Source organism: Cupriavidus ulmosensis (assembly GCF_977008105.1).
In genome coordinates, this window is record NZ_CDRMWP010000002.1 from 2,446,022 (window position 1) to 2,460,972 (window position 14,951).

Annotated in this window: 14 protein-coding genes; 4 read left to right on the forward strand and 10 right to left on the reverse strand. The window is 65.8% G+C overall.

What is annotated here, in order from left to right; genetic code table 11:
- Positions 1 to 334: 334 nt before the first annotated feature.
- Together ACWTPI_RS30540 and ACWTPI_RS30545 are read left to right on the forward strand one after the other, a co-directional pair.
- Positions 335 to 1,417 carry a hypothetical protein gene (locus tag ACWTPI_RS30540; protein ID WP_454734042.1) on the forward strand — a complete coding sequence of 361 codons (1,083 nt, stop codon included), beginning with the start codon at positions 335 to 337 and terminating at the stop codon, positions 1,415 to 1,417.
- Positions 1,405 to 2,274 carry a hypothetical protein gene (locus ACWTPI_RS30545; protein WP_454733635.1) on the forward strand — a complete coding sequence of 290 codons (870 nt, stop codon included), beginning with the start codon at positions 1,405 to 1,407 and terminating at the stop codon, positions 2,272 to 2,274. The genes ACWTPI_RS30540 and ACWTPI_RS30545 overlap by 13 nt, the downstream gene beginning before the upstream one ends.
- A 211-nt stretch (positions 2,275 to 2,485) precedes the next feature.
- On the opposite strand, the gene ACWTPI_RS30550 is transcribed toward ACWTPI_RS30545, so the two are convergent.
- Genes ACWTPI_RS30550 through ACWTPI_RS30560 form a run of 3 tightly spaced genes read right to left on the reverse strand, consistent with a single transcriptional unit; the run spans position 2,486 to position 4,954 of the window.
- The gene (locus ACWTPI_RS30550) at positions 2,486 to 3,163 is read right to left on the reverse strand and encodes a DUF1028 domain-containing protein (RefSeq protein ID WP_059412500.1); all 678 of its coding nucleotides are present in this window, start codon (positions 3,161 to 3,163) and stop codon (positions 2,486 to 2,488) included.
- 1 nt (position 3,164) lies between these two features.
- Positions 3,165 to 3,605: a RidA family protein gene (locus ACWTPI_RS30555; protein WP_059412499.1), complete on the reverse strand. Its 441-nt coding sequence runs from the start codon at positions 3,603 to 3,605 to the stop codon at positions 3,165 to 3,167.
- Positions 3,605 to 4,954 (reverse strand): flavin-containing monooxygenase, encoded by a 1,350-nt coding sequence (locus ACWTPI_RS30560; RefSeq protein ID WP_020205214.1) that lies wholly within the window; start codon positions 4,952 to 4,954, stop codon positions 3,605 to 3,607. The genes ACWTPI_RS30555 and ACWTPI_RS30560 overlap by 1 nt, the downstream gene beginning before the upstream one ends.
- A gap of 204 nt (positions 4,955 to 5,158) precedes the next feature.
- On the opposite strand from ACWTPI_RS30560, the gene ACWTPI_RS30565 reads away from it, so the two are divergent.
- On the forward strand, positions 5,159 to 6,076 hold the full coding sequence (locus tag ACWTPI_RS30565; RefSeq protein ID WP_020205215.1) for a LysR family transcriptional regulator: 918 nt from the start codon (positions 5,159 to 5,161) through the stop codon (positions 6,074 to 6,076).
- A gap of 36 nt (positions 6,077 to 6,112) precedes the next feature.
- On the opposite strand, the gene ACWTPI_RS30570 is transcribed toward ACWTPI_RS30565, so the two are convergent.
- The 7 genes from ACWTPI_RS30570 to ACWTPI_RS30600 all read right to left on the reverse strand — a co-directional run bounded on the left by ACWTPI_RS30570 (position 6,113) and on the right by ACWTPI_RS30600 (position 13,825).
- On the reverse strand, positions 6,113 to 7,030 hold the full coding sequence (locus tag ACWTPI_RS30570; RefSeq protein WP_020205216.1) for a 2-hydroxyacid dehydrogenase: 918 nt from the start codon (positions 7,028 to 7,030) through the stop codon (positions 6,113 to 6,115).
- A gap of 71 nt (positions 7,031 to 7,101) precedes the next feature.
- Positions 7,102 to 7,623, reverse strand: a complete 522-nt coding sequence (locus ACWTPI_RS30575; RefSeq protein WP_020423900.1) for a flavin reductase — start codon at positions 7,621 to 7,623, stop codon at positions 7,102 to 7,104.
- Positions 7,613 to 8,332, reverse strand: a complete 720-nt coding sequence (locus ACWTPI_RS30580; protein ID WP_454733636.1) for a class II aldolase and adducin N-terminal domain-containing protein — start codon at positions 8,330 to 8,332, stop codon at positions 7,613 to 7,615. Before ACWTPI_RS30580 ends, ACWTPI_RS30575 begins: the two co-directional genes overlap by 11 nt.
- Positions 8,333 to 8,381: 49 nt before the next feature.
- Complete coding sequence (locus ACWTPI_RS30585; RefSeq protein WP_454733637.1) at positions 8,382 to 10,154, reverse strand: ABC transporter permease subunit; 1,773 nt, start codon at positions 10,152 to 10,154, stop codon at positions 8,382 to 8,384.
- A 39-nt stretch (positions 10,155 to 10,193) separates the two neighbouring features.
- Entirely contained in the window at positions 10,194 to 11,537 is a 1,344-nt protein-coding gene (locus tag ACWTPI_RS30590; protein ID WP_454733638.1) for an LLM class flavin-dependent oxidoreductase, read from the reverse strand.
- 59 nt (positions 11,538 to 11,596) lie between these two features.
- The gene (locus ACWTPI_RS30595; RefSeq protein WP_029044081.1) at positions 11,597 to 12,664 is read right to left on the reverse strand and encodes an ABC transporter substrate-binding protein; all 1,068 of its coding nucleotides are present in this window, start codon (positions 12,662 to 12,664) and stop codon (positions 11,597 to 11,599) included.
- Positions 12,665 to 12,724: 60 nt separating this feature from the next.
- Positions 12,725 to 13,825 carry an ABC transporter ATP-binding protein gene (locus ACWTPI_RS30600; protein ID WP_059412493.1) on the reverse strand — a complete coding sequence of 367 codons (1,101 nt, stop codon included), beginning with the start codon at positions 13,823 to 13,825 and terminating at the stop codon, positions 12,725 to 12,727.
- 714 nt (positions 13,826 to 14,539) lie between these two features.
- Here ACWTPI_RS30600 and ACWTPI_RS30605 point away from each other — a divergent pair.
- Positions 14,540 to 14,899 carry a hypothetical protein gene (locus ACWTPI_RS30605; RefSeq protein ID WP_020205223.1) on the forward strand — a complete coding sequence of 120 codons (360 nt, stop codon included), beginning with the start codon at positions 14,540 to 14,542 and terminating at the stop codon, positions 14,897 to 14,899.
- Positions 14,900 to 14,951: the final 52 nt, after the last annotated feature.

A 14,951-nucleotide genomic window follows, 5' to 3' on the forward strand; every position in this document is an offset into this window, starting at 1 on the left:
CTGACGTTCGGCCGCAACCATATGCCGACGATTGTGCCAATGACCGCGCGCCGGCTCCGCCCGAAACGGGGGGAGGGGGCGAGGCCGCGCCGGTCAGGCTGACCGCCAGCCACCCTGCCCGAAGCTGAGACGAGCGATGTCGAGGCACCTCCGGTGTCGGCACCAAGGGTCCAGGAATTCGAAAGCGCCGCTGACGGCATCAAGATGGGTCGCCGAAAGTGCGCCAGCGGTTTCTTGGCTAATTTCAATGTCAGGCGGCCCTTCACCGAAGGCTGAAGGCGGCGTGATGCGTGAAATCCGAGTAAGCCTTCAGGAAATATGGTACTTTCAGCGGATGCTGAAAAAGGCCAATTCAATGAAAAAGGCGGAAGCTCGTGCTGGTGACGCGTTGCGGCGGCTGCTGGAGCACGTCCCGATCCTGCGGATCGAAGACATCGAGGCGGAAGCCGTCTCGGCCGATTGGAGGCCGGACCTGATCGCCCGGCTGCTCGTGGCCGGACGGCGGCACCTGCTCGTCTGCGAGTACAAGCCGAACGGCCAGCCACGCTACGCCCGTTCTGCGCTGCTGGAGCTGCGCAACTACGTATCGCAAAGCGCTCCGGAGGCAACACCGGTCTTCATGGCACCCTATATCTCTCCCGCGGTGCGGCAGATGTGCAAGGAGAAGGAAGTCGGGTATCTCGATCTGGAGGGAAACGCTCGCATTGCCTTCGGCGGTGTGTTCATCGAGCGCATGGTGACCGACAGACCAGTTGCCGAACAGCGCGAACTCAAGTCGCTGTTCCGGCCAAAGTCGGCGCAGGTGCTGCGCGTCATGCTGCGCGAACCGGGCCGCGCGTGGCGCGTCACGGAGCTGTCGGAGATCTCCGGGGTCAGCCTGGGACATGTCAGCAATGTGCGCGCCGCCCTGATCGACCGGGAATGGGCACGCGCCTCGAACGATGGCCTTGTCCTTGCCGAGCCCGGCGCACTGCTTGACGCGTGGCGAGACAGCTACGCCGCGCCGGCAGGCGAGCGGCTGCGGTTCTACACGCCATTGCATGGCAGCTCGCTCGAAGACGCAGCCCGCGACGCACTGCGCACCGAAGGCGGCGCGGGACATGCAGCATTCGCGTCCTTCTCGGCGGCGCAATGGCTCGCCCCTTACGGCCGGACCGGCATGCATTACTTTTTCGCCGACGAGGAAGGTCTGGGGAAGCTGCGGGCAGCGCTGAAGCTCGCGCCAGCCCTGAAGGGCGAGAACGTGGTCGTCACCGTGCCGAAGGACGCGGGACTGCTAGCGGACACGGTTGAGCCTGCTCCGGGCGCGGTCTGCACCAGTCCGGTCCAAACCTACCTCGACCTCTTCATTGCCGGGGAACGCGGTGCCGAGGCTGCGGAACACCTGCGCCAGGAAAGGCTCTCATGGCACGGATGACACCCCAGGAACCACAGTCGGCCGCTGAATATGACGACCGGACGACGGCGGCCGTGAAGTCGGTGCTCATCGAGATCGGCCAGATCCTTGGCAGTTTCAAGGGCAGGTTCGCCATCATCGGCGGCGCGGTTCCCTGGCTGCTGCTCGCCAACGAGGATATGCCCCATGTCGGCACGCTCGACGTGGACGTTGGACTGGATGCGGAAGCGCTCGGCGACGGCGAGTACGTCACCTTGATCGGCGCCCTTCAACGCCACGGCTATGCCCAGCGCGAGGGGCTTCGACGCTTCCAGCTGGTGCGCCGGGTTCCCGCGCGAGATGGCGGACAAGCGATCGACGTCGTGGTCGATTTCCTGATGCCGCGCGACGCCGAGATCGTCAGGAACGATCCCCCGTTGATCAGCGACTTTGCCGTGCAGCGGGCCGACGGCGCCGACCTGGCGATGCGGTTCTACCAGCTGGTGGCCGTGGCAGGTCCGATGCCAGACGGCGGGACCAACCGCGTGGAAATCGCGGTGTGCTCGATCCCCGCTTTGCTGGCGATGAAGGGCCACGCGCTGGCGGGCCGCTACAAGCAGAAGGATGCCTACGACATCTACTACTGCGTGCGGAACTATCCCGGCGGCATCGCGGTGCTGGCGCAGGAATGTCGTCCATTGCTGGGTCATGCCAGCGGCGAGCGCGGCTTCATGCACATCGCGGAAAAGTTCGACACCGTCGAAGGGCATGGCCCCACTTGTGTCAGGCGCTTTGTCGAAGACACGCACGCGCTGGGTGATCGCACTCCCGAACAATGGCAGCAGGACGCATTCGGGCAGATCGACGCGCTGCTGCGCGCCATGGCGCTGCGGGCTTGATTCGAGCGGCCATGTACGACGCCAACTTCGCGATCTGTCGGCGCCCCTGGCCGCAGGGCTGAAGGATGCCGGCACTGCGGGTGCCGGCATCCAACTCAAGCTCGCCGGCTATGAAGTCTTTCGCTTCGGTACCGCGGAGCTGCCGGTGCCCACGGCAAAGGCCGACGTGAACCGCCCCCTACGACATGGAGGCGTGCACCGCGGCACCACCTCACTCATCGCCCGGCACGCCGTAACTGGGCGCGGCGAGCGGATTGAGCGCCCGCGTCACGTAGTCCTGCATCTGCGGCTGATACCTCCGCCACAGCGCGTCCAGCACGGTGACTGGATCGTCATCGGTCCAGTCCACGCGCAGGTCCACCAGCGCCCAGGTTTGCGTACCGGCGATCTTGAGCGCGGCCGAATGAACCGGCCCGGCTTCGCCGCCGGCCTTCACGGCGGCGTGCATGGCGTGCAGCAGGCGGTCGCCCAAGGCGCCCTCGGATTGCTCAAAGGCCGCCACCATGACGTCGGCCACCCGCCGGTCCGCCAGCATGTTGCCGGCGGCGAGGCATTGCTGGCCGGCAACGGCATGGCTCAGCCCCAGTGCTTCCTTGCCGGTGAAGAACGCCGTCCTTCCCTGCTGGTCGATGACGGCGACCTGGCGGTACTCGCTCCACTCACGGGCGGCCAGCGCCTGGTCCAGCGCCTGCGCCGGCGGCAACTTGCCGGTTTCCAGCAGGTCCAGGATCTCCGGGCCCAGCGCGGGCAGCGTGACGTTCTGTGTGGCCACCGCGCCGACGCCCGCGCGTACCCAGGGGCAGCGCGCGCCGACGGAGATGCTCGAGGAGCTGATGGCGATACCGAGTTGCCCGGTCTGCGGGCAGCGGCCGACGATGGAAAATGTCATGTCAGGCTCCTTGCGCCGGCTTCGCCGTCCAGTTCTCGGGAATGACGGCAATCACGTCGATCTCCATCAGCCACTGCGGCTGGCCAAGGGCGCTGATGCACAGGCCCGTCGAAATCGGGAACACGCCCTTGAGCCACTTCCCCACTTCCTGGTAGACCGGCTCGCGATAGCGCGGGTCGGTGATGTAGGTGGTGGTCTTGACGATGTGGCTCAGGTCGCTGCCGGCTTCCTCGAGCAGCTGCTTCACATTCTTCATCGCCTGCTCGGCCTGCGCGCGCGGATCGCCCAGCCCGACCAGATTGCCGTCGAAATCGGTGCCGATCTGCCCGCGGACGTAGACGGTATTGCCGGCCCGCACCGCCTGGCACAGGTCATTGTCAAGCGCCTGATTGGGATAGGTGTCCTTGGTGTTGAACATGCGTATGCGATGGTGCGTCGGCATCATTTCGCTCCTGCGAAGGTGGTTTGCAATGGCGCCTCTGGGGCGATGGTGGTGCTGGCGACCTCGCGCGGGCGCGGCGCCGCCCTGGCGCGCAGGGCGACGTCGTAGGCGAGGTACTTGCGCTGGTTGGCGATGTGATCGCCGACGTGCTTGGCGTCGTGCCACACGCCCCAGATGAAGGATGAGCCGCGCCGGGACAGCCACGGCAGGCCCAGGAAATAGACGCCGGGCTCGCTGGATACGCCGCGCTGGTGTTGCGGCTTGCCTTGCTCGTTGAAGGCATCCACCTTCAGCCAGTCGTAGTCGACCGCATAGCCGGTGGCCCAGATGATGGTCTTCACGCCGGCCTGGGCCAGGTCCAGGCTGGCGATGGGGTTGCGCACGCAATCCGGGTCGGGCGGGATGTAGCGTGCCTGCGGATCCTCCGGCAGGTCCAGGCCGTTGCGCGCCGCATAGGCGTCGGCGGCGTCCAGCATGGCCATCAGGCTCTGGTCGCCACGCGCAAGGTTGGCGGCGAGGTCGCCTTCGAAGCTGGCCACGCCGTTGTCGAAGGCCTTGGTCAGCCCGACCAGTTTCATGCCGCCGTGCGCGAGCCGGCGAAAATCGATGGCCTGGCCGCCATAGGCGCCGCTGACGGCAATGGTCACGTGTTCGCGGCCGGGCACCGCGATTTCCTTGTCCCACTCGCCGAGCACGCCCAGCCACCAGCAAAAGTCGCGGCCGCGATAGGTGCGCGGCGGACGGTCATGCGCGCCGACCGAGAGATAGACCTCGCGTCCCGAGCGATGCAGTTCGTCGGCGATCTGTACCCCCGACGAACCGGCGCCGACCACCAATACCGCCCCGGCGGGCAGCTGCGCGGGATTCTTGTAGTACGCCGAATGCAATTGCGTCAGGCCCGCATCCACGGGCGCGATGGCGGGGATCACCGGGCGCTGGAACGCGCCCGTGGCCACCACGACGCGGAGCGCATGAAAACGCCCGGCGCTCGTATCGACCACGAAACCCGGTTGTCCGTCGCGGCGCTCGACGCCCAGGACCTCGACGCCGGTGCGCACGGGCGCGCCGAACTGCCGCGCGTATCGCTCGAAGTAGTCGGCCACCTGTTCCTTGGCGGCAAAGCCGTCCGGGTCCACGTTGTCGAATTCGAGGTTGGGGAAGCGGTCGTGCCAGGCCGGGCCATTGGCGACCAGCGAATCCCAGCGCCTGCTGCGCCACCGCTCGGCGATACGATCCCGCTCGAGTATCACGTGCGGGACCTTGAGCCGCGTGAGATGCTCGCTCATGGCGATACCTGCCTGGCCGGCGCCGATGATCAGCGTATCGATTGACTCTGTTTGCGCAGACATCGCTGCCTCCTTTGATAAATGACGCATTTCATGAGCATCAGATGTCCCGGTACGGGACGTGGAACCGCCTGTGCCCCCCGCTCGGGGGCAAATTCGTGGGTAGATCAAAAATCTATGTAATATTCGATCTGAATCCGAAAAAGCTATTCAAGACCGGTCAACCGTCTGTTCCGTTCCAGTTCTCCAACCAGATCCGTCATCGAGATGAATCCACTTCGCTATTCGCTGCGCCAGCTACGCTACTTCGTGGTGGCCGCCGAGGAACTCTCCTTCACGGGCGCGGCCAGGCGCCTGCACATCTCCCAACCCTCCATCTCGACCGCGCTGGCCGAGCTCGAGGCGGCGATCGGCGTCCAGCTCTTCATTCGCCATCACGCCAGCGGCCTGTCGCTGACGCAGTCGGGGCGGGATCTGCTGGGCAACGCGCGCAACCTGCTCAAGAACGCCGAAGAACTGCAACTGGCGGCCGCCGAACTGGACGAAGGCATGACCGGCTCGATCGCGCTGGGCTGCATGGTGTCGCTGGCGCCGCCGCTCATGCCCGGCATCATCAGCCGCTTCGTGGCGGAGAACCCGTCGATCTCCATCCAGACCACCGAGGCCCATCAGGACACGCTGTTGAGCGGCCTTCGCGATGGTTCCATCGACATTGCCCTGACCTACAGCCTCGATATCGACGACGACATCCATTTCACGCCGCTGGTCTCGCTGCCGCCCTACGCCATCCTGCCCAGGACCCATCGCTTCGCCAACGCGCGCAAGGTGTCGCTGGCGTCCTTGCTCGATGAACCCTATGTGATGCTCGACTTGCCGCATAGCCGCGAGTATTTCTCTTCCCTCTTCGACACCCTGGGCCGGCGTCCGGTCACTGCCTTTCGCTCGTCCCAGCCTGAAGTCGTGCGCGGCATGGTGGCCTGCGGACTCGGCTTCAGCATTCTCAACTTCCCGCTCAAGTCGACACGCACCGTGGGCGGTGATGAATTCGTCGTCAAGCGCTTCAAGGAAGAGGTCAAGGCGACCACGCTCGGCATTGCCCAGTCGCAGGCGATGAAGCCGCGCAAGATCGTCACCAGGCTGGCGGCATTCTGCGAAAGCCACATCCGCAAGATGCGCATCGACTGACCGCCGCGCGGGATGGCCGCGGCCGCGTGCGCGCGATCAATATCCCAGCGCATGCTGCACCTGGTGTTGCAAGGGCTGGCCATCGGACAGGCGTCGTACGTTGTCCACTATCTGCGTGGCCACCACGCCGGCATCCGATATCGCGGCGACATGCGGCGTGACGATGATCTTTTCATGCCGCCACAAGCCGTCATCGGCCGGCAACGGCTCGACCGGGAACACATCCAGCAAGGCGCCGCCGAGCCGGCCGCCGTCCACCGCCGCCAGCAGGTCGCCCACATGCAGCTGGTCGCCGCGGCCGACGTGGATCACGTAGGCGTCCTCGGCCAGCCGGGCGAACAGATCGCGCGACAGTATCTGCCGCGTGGCCGGCGTCAGTGGCAGCAGACAGACCAGGATCTGGGTGCCTGCCAGGAATTCGTCCAGCTGCCCCTCCGCGTAGCCTTGCACGCCTGCCATCTCGGTGCCCCGGCGCGACCAGCCGCGCACCGTGAAGCCGAGCTGCAGCAGCAGTGTCGCCACGGTCTTTCCCATCAGGCCCATGCCCATGATCCCCACCACCGTGCCGGGGGCGCTCTGCCCGGGCACGCGCTGCCACTGGATGGCGCGCTGATTGGCGCGGATGCCGTCGAACCCGCGATGGCGGTTCAGCACCCCCCAGACCACGTACTGCGCCATGCTCCGCGCCTGGCTTGCATCGACGATGCGGCAGATCGGGACCTGCAGGTTCGACGCCGACGAGATGATGCGATCGGCGCCGGCACCGATGCTGTGGATCAGTCGCAGGCCCGGCAGCCGCGCATAGCTCTCGGCCGGCGGCGCCCAGCTGATGGCCACTTCCGCGCGTGCCGACGCGGGGTCGTCCAGGGTGCAGATGTCCAGCTCCGGGGCAATCCGGCTGATGGCCGGTGCATAGTGCAGCGCGGCCTTGTCGGTGAAAACGAGTGCGGTCATGCGTTGGTTGCTTGCGGTGGATGGGCAGGATGCATGGCGGTCTCGGGCCGCCGCGCCGGTATGGCCAGTCCTCAGCTCGAGAGCGCGTGATATCGGCGCTGGTAGTACAGCAGACAGGTCTCGATATCGCGGTCGTCGATGTGCAGCACCTCGCATAGCAGGACATCGTGCGTACCCACGGTGGAGCTGCCGATGATCTTGCAGTGCAGGGACATTGCCGCGCCGTCCAGCGCCGGCGCATACCCTTCGCAGCGGGTCCAGCTTCCATGCGAGAAGCGCTCGGGCATGGGCGTCTTTCCGGCGAAGGCGGCCGACATCTCCTGCTGGTCGGCGGCCAGGGTGTTGATGCAGACGATGCCGTTGCCCACCGTGGTCGCATAGGCCGACGAGCCGCGGTTGAGGCACACCAGCACCGTCGGCGGGGTATCGGTGATGCTGCATACCGCGGAGGCGGAGAAGCCCGCGTAGCCGTGTTCCCCGTCGGTGGTGACGATGTGCACGGTGGCGGCGATCCGCGCCATCGCGTTGCGGAACTCCTGCTGCGTGGCGGCGGCCCTGTGCGCGGGCGCGTGGCTTGTCGTTTCAGTGAGCATAGGATGGGTCCTCGCGATCCAGGATGCGTTTCATCTCTTCGAAGTGGGCCACCGAGAAATCACGGATGCCCTCCCAGTCTTGCGCGGTCTTTTCAGCCACCTCGTCCGACAGCACCTTCAGGGGCTGGCAGGTGGCGTAGGCGATGGCCAGGATCTGGCAGGCGCGCTCCAGCGTGTACATGTCGTCGAAGGCTTCGCCGATGCTGGCCGCCGTCACCAGCACGCCGTGGTTGCCCATCATCAGGCGCGACTTTCCCTGCAGCTGCGCGATCAGCCGTGCCCCTTCGTCTTCGGTATCGGCCATGCCGCCGAAGTTGCCGTCGACGGCCACCCGGTTGAAGTAGCGCGCCGTGTTCTGCTCGATGGGCTTGATGGCGGGGTCTTCCAGGGTCGAGATGGCGGTGGCGTAGACCGGGTGCAGATGCAGGGCCACCCGGATATGCGGGGCGCGGCGGTGCAGCTGGCCGTGGATTGCCCACGCGGTCGGGTCGACGGCGCCGGCAGTCTGCGGCGGGCTGTCGGCATCCAGCAGCAGCAGGTCGCTGGCGCGGATGGTCGAGAAATGCTGCCACTTGCGGTTCATCAGGAAGCGCTTGCCGTCCGGCGAGACGGCCGCGCTGAAATGGTTGGCTACGGCCTCATGCATGCCCAGGCGGGCAAAGAGCCGAAAGCACGCGGCCAGGTCGATGCGGAGTTGATGTTCGTTCATTGTTGTTGCTTGCCGGTTGCAGTGCGTCTCATGTCGGGGGAGCACCAGATCAAGCAGCCCGCGCCCGCGGCCGCACCAGTTGCAGCACCGCGAACAGCATCACGACCACGAACAGCACGATCGACGATGCCGCCGCGAGCGTGGGATTGGCTTGCAGGAGGATGTCGTCCCACAGCTGCTTGGGCAGGGTCGACTTGACGCCGCCACCCATGAAGAGGGCAATCGTCAGTTCTTCGAAGGAGGTCAGGAAGCCGATCACGAAGGCCGCCGCCAGGCCGTTCTTCACCGAAGGCAGCGTGATGCGCATGAATACCTGGAAGCGGTTGGCGCCCAGCGTGGCCGCCGCCTGATCGATGGACCAGTCGTGCCCCTTGAAGGTCGTCAGCAGGATCACGAACACCATCGGCATGGCGATGACGATATGGCCGATGGCGATGCCGGTATTGGTCGCCACCAGCGAGATCTGGGCGCACAGGTAGAACAGCGCCATCGCGATCACGATCGACGGCACGATCATCGGCAGCAGGAACAGGAAGAAGATGCCGCCGGCCACCCGGCCGCTGGAGCGCGCCATGCCCAGCGCCGCCAGCGAACCCAGAATGCAGGTCGCGATCGCCACCAGGAAGCCGATGCCGAAGGATCGCAGCGTGGCATTGATCCAGAGCGGCGACTCAAGATAGACCTCGTACCACTTCAGACTCAGGCCCTGCGGCGGGAAGGTCAGGAACTGGCCATCCGTGAACGACATCGGCACGATGGCCAGGATGGGAAGCAGCAGGATGGCAATCACCACGCAGGAAAACACCGGGAGCAGCGGAATCTTCACCATGCGGGCGATGTGGCGGTCGTAGGCGGACACGATCCAGCCCGACGCGCGGCCCAGCGCATAGACCAGGCCCAGCCCGAACCTGCGCAGGTGGCGATGCCGCGAGCTGGATTGCTTGCTGTCGCTGCCGGCCAGCGACGACAGGCCAAACACCAGGTCGTAGACCACGCAACTCACCAGCGCGGTGATGACGAGCACCACCGCCAGCGCGCTGCCCATCTGCCAGTTCTGCAGCTCGTTGATCTGCACGATGATCAACTGGCCCAGCATCATTTCCTTGGGGCTGCCCAGGAAGGACGGAGTGACGAAGAAGCCGAGCGCGCTGATGAACACCAGCAGCCCGGCCGCGGCCACGCCACGGATCGACTGCGTGAAGAAGATGCGCCAGAACACATTGGCGCGATCGGCGCCGAGGGTCGACGCGGCCATGGTCAGGCGGCGGTCGATCTGGTTCATCACCGGCAGCATGGTCACCACGGCCAGCGGCAGCAAGGTGTGCGACATCGCGAACACCACCACGTTGCGGTTGAACAGGAACTGCGACCAGTCCAGGCCCGCGGCCTGCGCCATGCGCTCGACGAAGCCGCCCCGCCCCAGCAGGATCAGCCAGGAAAAGTTCTTCACCAGCGTGCTGCTCCAGAACGACAGCAGCACGAACAGCGACAGGATCTGCTGCGAGCGCCTGGACAGGTTGGACAGCCAGTACGCCACCGGGTAGCCGATCAGCAGGCAGATGGCGGTGGTCTCGACGGCCGTGGCAAAGGTGTTGAGCAGGACCTGCCGGTAGACACTGGGGCCGAAGAAACGGGCAAAGGCGGCAAACGACAGTGCCCCCTGGCTGTCGAACAGGCTCAGCGGAAAGATCCGGAACGACGGCAACAGCAGGAAGATCGCCAGGAACAAGCCGCCCGGCAGGGCCAGCCACAACGGCCCCGGACGCCAGGGTCTGGCGCGGGCGGCAGTCCGCTCGAGGACTACGTCGGTCGGCACTTTCATGCGTTGCCCCGGATGCTCGGCAATGGACAAGGCTGCACCTTATGCGGTAACGGCATCGACATGCCGGTTGACGGGACGCGCCAGCCCCAGGTGCTCGCGCAGCGTGGCGCCGCTGTAGGCCTTGCGATAGACGCCGCGGCGCTGCATCTCGGGCACCACCATGCCCACGAAGTTGTGCAGGTCGTCGGGCAGTACGTGGAAGCTCAGCATGAAGCCGTCCGCCGCCCCGCTTTCCATCCACTCCATCATGTGGTCGGTCACTTGCGCGGCGGTGCCGCACAGAGTCACCTTGCCACGTTCATAGCTGGAATAGAGCTGGCGCAGCGTCAGCTTCTGCTCGCGGATCATGCCGGCGATCTGATTGAAATAAGCCTGGTGGAAGTTGGACTTCTGCGGAATCATCTCCACCGGCACCGGCTCATCCAGCGGCAGGCTGGTCAGGTCGGCTTCGAGATCCGCGCCCAGGCGCATGCGGCCCACGTCCGGATGGATCATGCGCTGCAGTTCCTGGTACTTGTCTTCGGCTTCCGCCTGGCTCTCGCCCACCACCACCGAGAGTCCGGCCAGGATCTTCAGGGAATCGGCGCTGCGCCCGAACTGCGGCAGGCGCCCCTTCAGGTCGGCATAGAATTTCCTGGCCTGGGGCAGGGTCGGGTCCGAGGCGAACACGACTTCGGCGGTCTCGGCGGCGAACTGCTTGCCCACCTCCGACGAACCGGCCTGGATGATCACCGGACGCCCCTGCGGCGTGCGGCGGATGTTGAGGCCGCCGTAGACCTTGAAATATTTCCCGGAATGGTCGGTGATGTGGAACTTGTCGGGATCGAAGTTGATGCATTGTTCCTTGTCCTGGACGAAGGCATCGTCTTCCCAGGTATCCCACAGGCTTTCGACCACCTTGTAGAACTCGCGCGCCCGCACGTAGCGGTCGTCGTGCGGCGGCAGCTTGTCCAGCCCGTAGTTGCGCGCCGCATAGTCGTTGGCCGACGTCACCACGTTCCAGCCCGCGCGGCCGTGCGAGATGTGGTCCAGCGAAGCAAACAGGCGGGCGATGTTGTAGGGCTCGTAGAAGCTGGTCGAGGCGGTGGCGCCCAGGCCGATATGCTGCGTCGAGCCGGCCAGGGCCGACAGCAGCGTGATCGGCTCGAAGCGGTTCATGAACTCCGGGTTGCGGCAATGGATATGCAGCTTCTCGGTGCGGGCAGCGGGCGTGTCCGCGATGAAGAAGAGGTCGAACAGCCCCTGCTCGGCCGTGGCGGCGATCCGCCGGTAGTAATCGATGTCGGTGGCCGCGTCGCGCGGCGCGCTGGATTTGAGCCAGGAGGCCGGATGCGCACCGGTAGGATGCGTCAACAGGCCCAGATGTATTTGTCGATCGTTCACGTTACCACTCCTTCAAATCTGCCTTGCTTGTTCGCCGGACCGCCAGGGTCGGGCCCGGATCAACCCTGGATCAGCCACTCCTGGAACCGCTCGTTGGCGATGTCGTAGTTCTTGCCCCACCAGGCGGTGTCGCGACGGCGCAGTCCCTCGAGGTTCTTGGGATAGGTGGTGAGCAGCTCGGCGCGCTTCTGGTCGATCAGCTTGATCGATTCGGTATTGGTGGGGCCGTTGCCGGACAGGGTGCCGTATTCGGCGAGGCGGTCCGCGCGCATGCAGAAACGCACGAACTGCTGTGCCTGCTTGAGCTTCTTGGTGCCGGCCACGATCGACCAGCCGTCGACGTTGTAGGTGCCCTGCCAGACGATCTTCACCGGGGCGCCCGAGGCGATGGCGGCCAGCGCGCGCGAGTTCCAGGTGTCCGAGAGATCGACCTCGCCGCTTTGCAGCAGCTGGGTGTTCTGCGCGCCGTTGGACCACCACACCGAAACCGACTTGCGGATCTTGCTGAGCGACTTCATCGCGCGATCGATGTCGAGCGGGTAGAGGTCCTGGGGCGCCACGCCATCGGCCAGCAGGGCCAGCTCGAGGGTGCCGCTGGGCGAGCGGAAGAGGCCGCGGCGTCCGGGAAAGTGCGCGGTGTCCCAGAAATCGCGCCAGCTCTGCGGACCGCCCTTGGGGAACCTGTCACTGCGGTAGCCCATGACGACGCCGTAGACCGAGAAGCCGAACCAGTTCGCGGTGAGCATGCCGGGCAGGATGTTCTTGCCGTCGCCGGGCGCGTTGTCGAGCGGCGCGACGTAGTTCTTGGCGCTGGTCAGGCGCAGCACGTTGTCGGGGGTGACCATCGCCACGTCCCAGATGCCGGAGCCGGAGTCGACCACCAGCTTGAACTGCGTCACGGGATCGGATTCGTGGGCGACGTTGATGACACGGATGCCGGTTTCCTTCTCGAACGGGTCGTAGAAGGCCTTGCGCATGGCCGGGCCAAGCGCGCCGCCGTTGTCGGCGACGGTCAGGGCTTCGGCCGCGGAGGCTCGCGGCAGCCACAGCATGGGGGCGGCGGCGACGGCGCCCGTGACGGCGGCGGTCTTGATGAATTCGCGGCGACTATTCAATTTCTTGTTCATTTCAGGCCCCAGATAGTTGACGAGCAGGATGGATCAAGGCACTCCCCTTTGAGACGACTTTCATTTTTCGAGCAGGCGCGAATGGCTCTCGCGCCATTGCAGCGAGACGGTCGCGCCGACGTGGCGCGCGCGGCTGCCGGCGGCCTGGCGCACGGTCATCACGGTGCCGCTGCCAAGCTTCACCAGCAGGCGGGTCTCGGAGCCGGCGTAGATCTGCTCGATGACTTCCCCATCGACGTAGCCGCCCTGCTCCACCAGCTCGATGTACTCGGGGCGGATGCTGATGGTCGCCTCGGCCGACAGCGCGCGCGCGCTGTCGGCCGCCGGCACCGGGATCCTGCCGTCGACGCTCGAGAGCCAGCCGTCGCCGGCGACGCGGCCCCGGATCTTGTTGGAGATGCCGATGAAGTCGGCGGCGAAGGTGCTTTGCGGCTGCTCGTAGATTTCGGCGGGCGTGCCGATCTGCTCGATTCGCCCGGCATTCATCAGGCAGACCCGGTCCGACAGCGCCAGCGCCTCTTCCTGGTCGTGCGTCACGAAAATGATGGTGGTGCCGGTCTCGCGGTGGATGCGCTTGATCTCCACCTGCATGCTTTCACGCAGCTTGCGGTCCAGCGCCGACAGCGATTCGTCCATCAGCACCAGCGACGGCTGGTACACCAGACAGCGTGCCAGCGCCACGCGCTGCTGCTGGCCGCCGGAGAGTTCGCGCGGGAAACGCGCCGAGAAACTGCCCAGCCCCACCATCTCGAGCACGCGCATCACCTTGGCACGGATGGCGTCGCGGTCCACCCGGCGCATTTGCAGCGGGAAGGCAATGTTCTCGTACACGGAGAGATGCGGGAACAAGGCATAGTTCTGGAACACCACGCCCACATCGCGCTGGTGCGAAGGCGCATGGGTGCGGTCGACGCCATCGATGAACAACTCGCCCGAGCTGGGTTCGACCAGCCCGCAGATGATCTGCAGCAAGGTGGTCTTCCCCGACCCGGAGGGGCCCAGCAGCGTCAGCAGCTCGCCGGTACGCACATCGAGATCGACGGGGTGCAGGGCCGTGGTGCCGCCGTAACGCTTCGACAGCCGGAGCGCGCGCATCTTGATGTCGCGCGGCATGGCAGAAGTCCTTGCGACGTCATTGATCTTGGTGGCGGTATCTGCCATGAAAAACACTCCTTGAATCGACGGGTGTCCGGATGCGAATTCGGTGATGGACTCGCCTCGGCTTGCAGGCGCCGGTGAAATCTAACACCGCCCAATTAAAGGAAAATAAATATTTTCGAATGCACTACATAGCAAACTCCTATGCATACCGACAGGCGTGTTTCCGCGTCTCCCCGGCATGGAGAAATAAGCGCAAAGAAGGGGCACGGGGCCGCGCCACAGTCGGGAAAAGCGATCGTTTTGGGTGCGCGGGGCGGTACCGTGCACGCATGCCGGGCGCGCCGGCACTGCAGCGGTGCTACAGGAATCGCGTCAACTTTTCCCGATCTTTTTGGCCTGTCCGCCACAGAAGCGCAGCCGGCGCCCGGGAAGACCACGAGCCGCCGTCGATGTGGGGGCCATTGCGCGCCCGGGCGCCCGCGGTCCGCATCCACCGCGATCCCGGTATTCCGGCCGCCTTTCACCTGCCCGGGGGTCGTCGATGCATGGCCTGCGCGGCCTCGCGCCGGGCGTGCTCCGGCCATTTCCGGCATTTCCGGCATTTCCGGCATTTCCGGCGTTTCCGGCCCCGCGTCCGGCATACCCCTTTAGAGGGGGCCACCGGGGAGAAACCCGGAAGCAGGAGGTTCGCGCTTGCCCAACCCCAGTACAATGCCCCCCGGCCCGAACCGGGCCCAGAGCCAGAAAAACAAAAGCATCGAGGGGAATCACAAAATGGCAGTCGCGCTGACCAAGAAACTGTTACTTACCCTGGCACTTGCCGCCGCCGCGCAGGCGGCGCTGGCCGCCAACTGCGCGCCGGATTTCCGGGGCGCGGTCAATTGCCCCGGCAACAGCGCCTGCATGATGACGCGCTCGGGCGAGGTCCGCTGCGCCAGGGATGGCGGCGGGATCGCGCTGGACCGGGAAGGTGACGCGCGCTGCGGCGTGGGCCGCTGCGCGGTGGACATGAAGGGGAACGTGATGTGTTCCAGCACGGCGGGCGGCGGCGCGAGCCTGGACAGTTCGGGCGCGGTGGTGTGCGATGCCGGCTGCCGCCCGGGCTCCGGGACGGCCTGTTCGGCGCCGCGCTGAGGCAGCGCCTTCCGGCGCCGTTGGCGCGGACAAGCCCGTCATCGACAGCGCG

Coding starts and splice junctions, on each gene's coding strand:
- ACWTPI_RS30600 (WP_059412493.1), bottom strand. CDS start 13,825: ATGGCAGATACCGCCACCAAGATCAATGACGTCGCAAGGACTTCTGCC.
- ACWTPI_RS30565 (WP_020205215.1), top strand. CDS start 5,159: ATGAATCCACTTCGCTATTCGCTGCGCCAGCTACGCTACTTCGTGGTG.
- ACWTPI_RS30560 (WP_020205214.1), bottom strand. CDS start 4,954: ATGTCTGCGCAAACAGAGTCAATCGATACGCTGATCATCGGCGCCGGC.
- ACWTPI_RS30570 (WP_020205216.1), bottom strand. CDS start 7,030: ATGACCGCACTCGTTTTCACCGACAAGGCCGCGCTGCACTATGCACCG.
- ACWTPI_RS30555 (WP_059412499.1), bottom strand. CDS start 3,605: ATGCCGACGCACCATCGCATACGCATGTTCAACACCAAGGACACCTAT.
- ACWTPI_RS30605 (WP_020205223.1), top strand. CDS start 14,540: ATGGCAGTCGCGCTGACCAAGAAACTGTTACTTACCCTGGCACTTGCC.
- ACWTPI_RS30585 (WP_454733637.1), bottom strand. CDS start 10,154: ATGAAAGTGCCGACCGACGTAGTCCTCGAGCGGACTGCCGCCCGCGCC.
- ACWTPI_RS30545 (WP_454733635.1), top strand. CDS start 1,405: ATGGCACGGATGACACCCCAGGAACCACAGTCGGCCGCTGAATATGAC.
- ACWTPI_RS30540 (WP_454734042.1), top strand. CDS start 335: ATGCTGAAAAAGGCCAATTCAATGAAAAAGGCGGAAGCTCGTGCTGGT.
- ACWTPI_RS30580 (WP_454733636.1), bottom strand. CDS start 8,332: ATGAACGAACATCAACTCCGCATCGACCTGGCCGCGTGCTTTCGGCTC.
- ACWTPI_RS30595 (WP_029044081.1), bottom strand. CDS start 12,664: ATGAACAAGAAATTGAATAGTCGCCGCGAATTCATCAAGACCGCCGCC.
- ACWTPI_RS30575 (WP_020423900.1), bottom strand. CDS start 7,623: ATGCTCACTGAAACGACAAGCCACGCGCCCGCGCACAGGGCCGCCGCC.
- ACWTPI_RS30550 (WP_059412500.1), bottom strand. CDS start 3,163: ATGACATTTTCCATCGTCGGCCGCTGCCCGCAGACCGGGCAACTCGGT.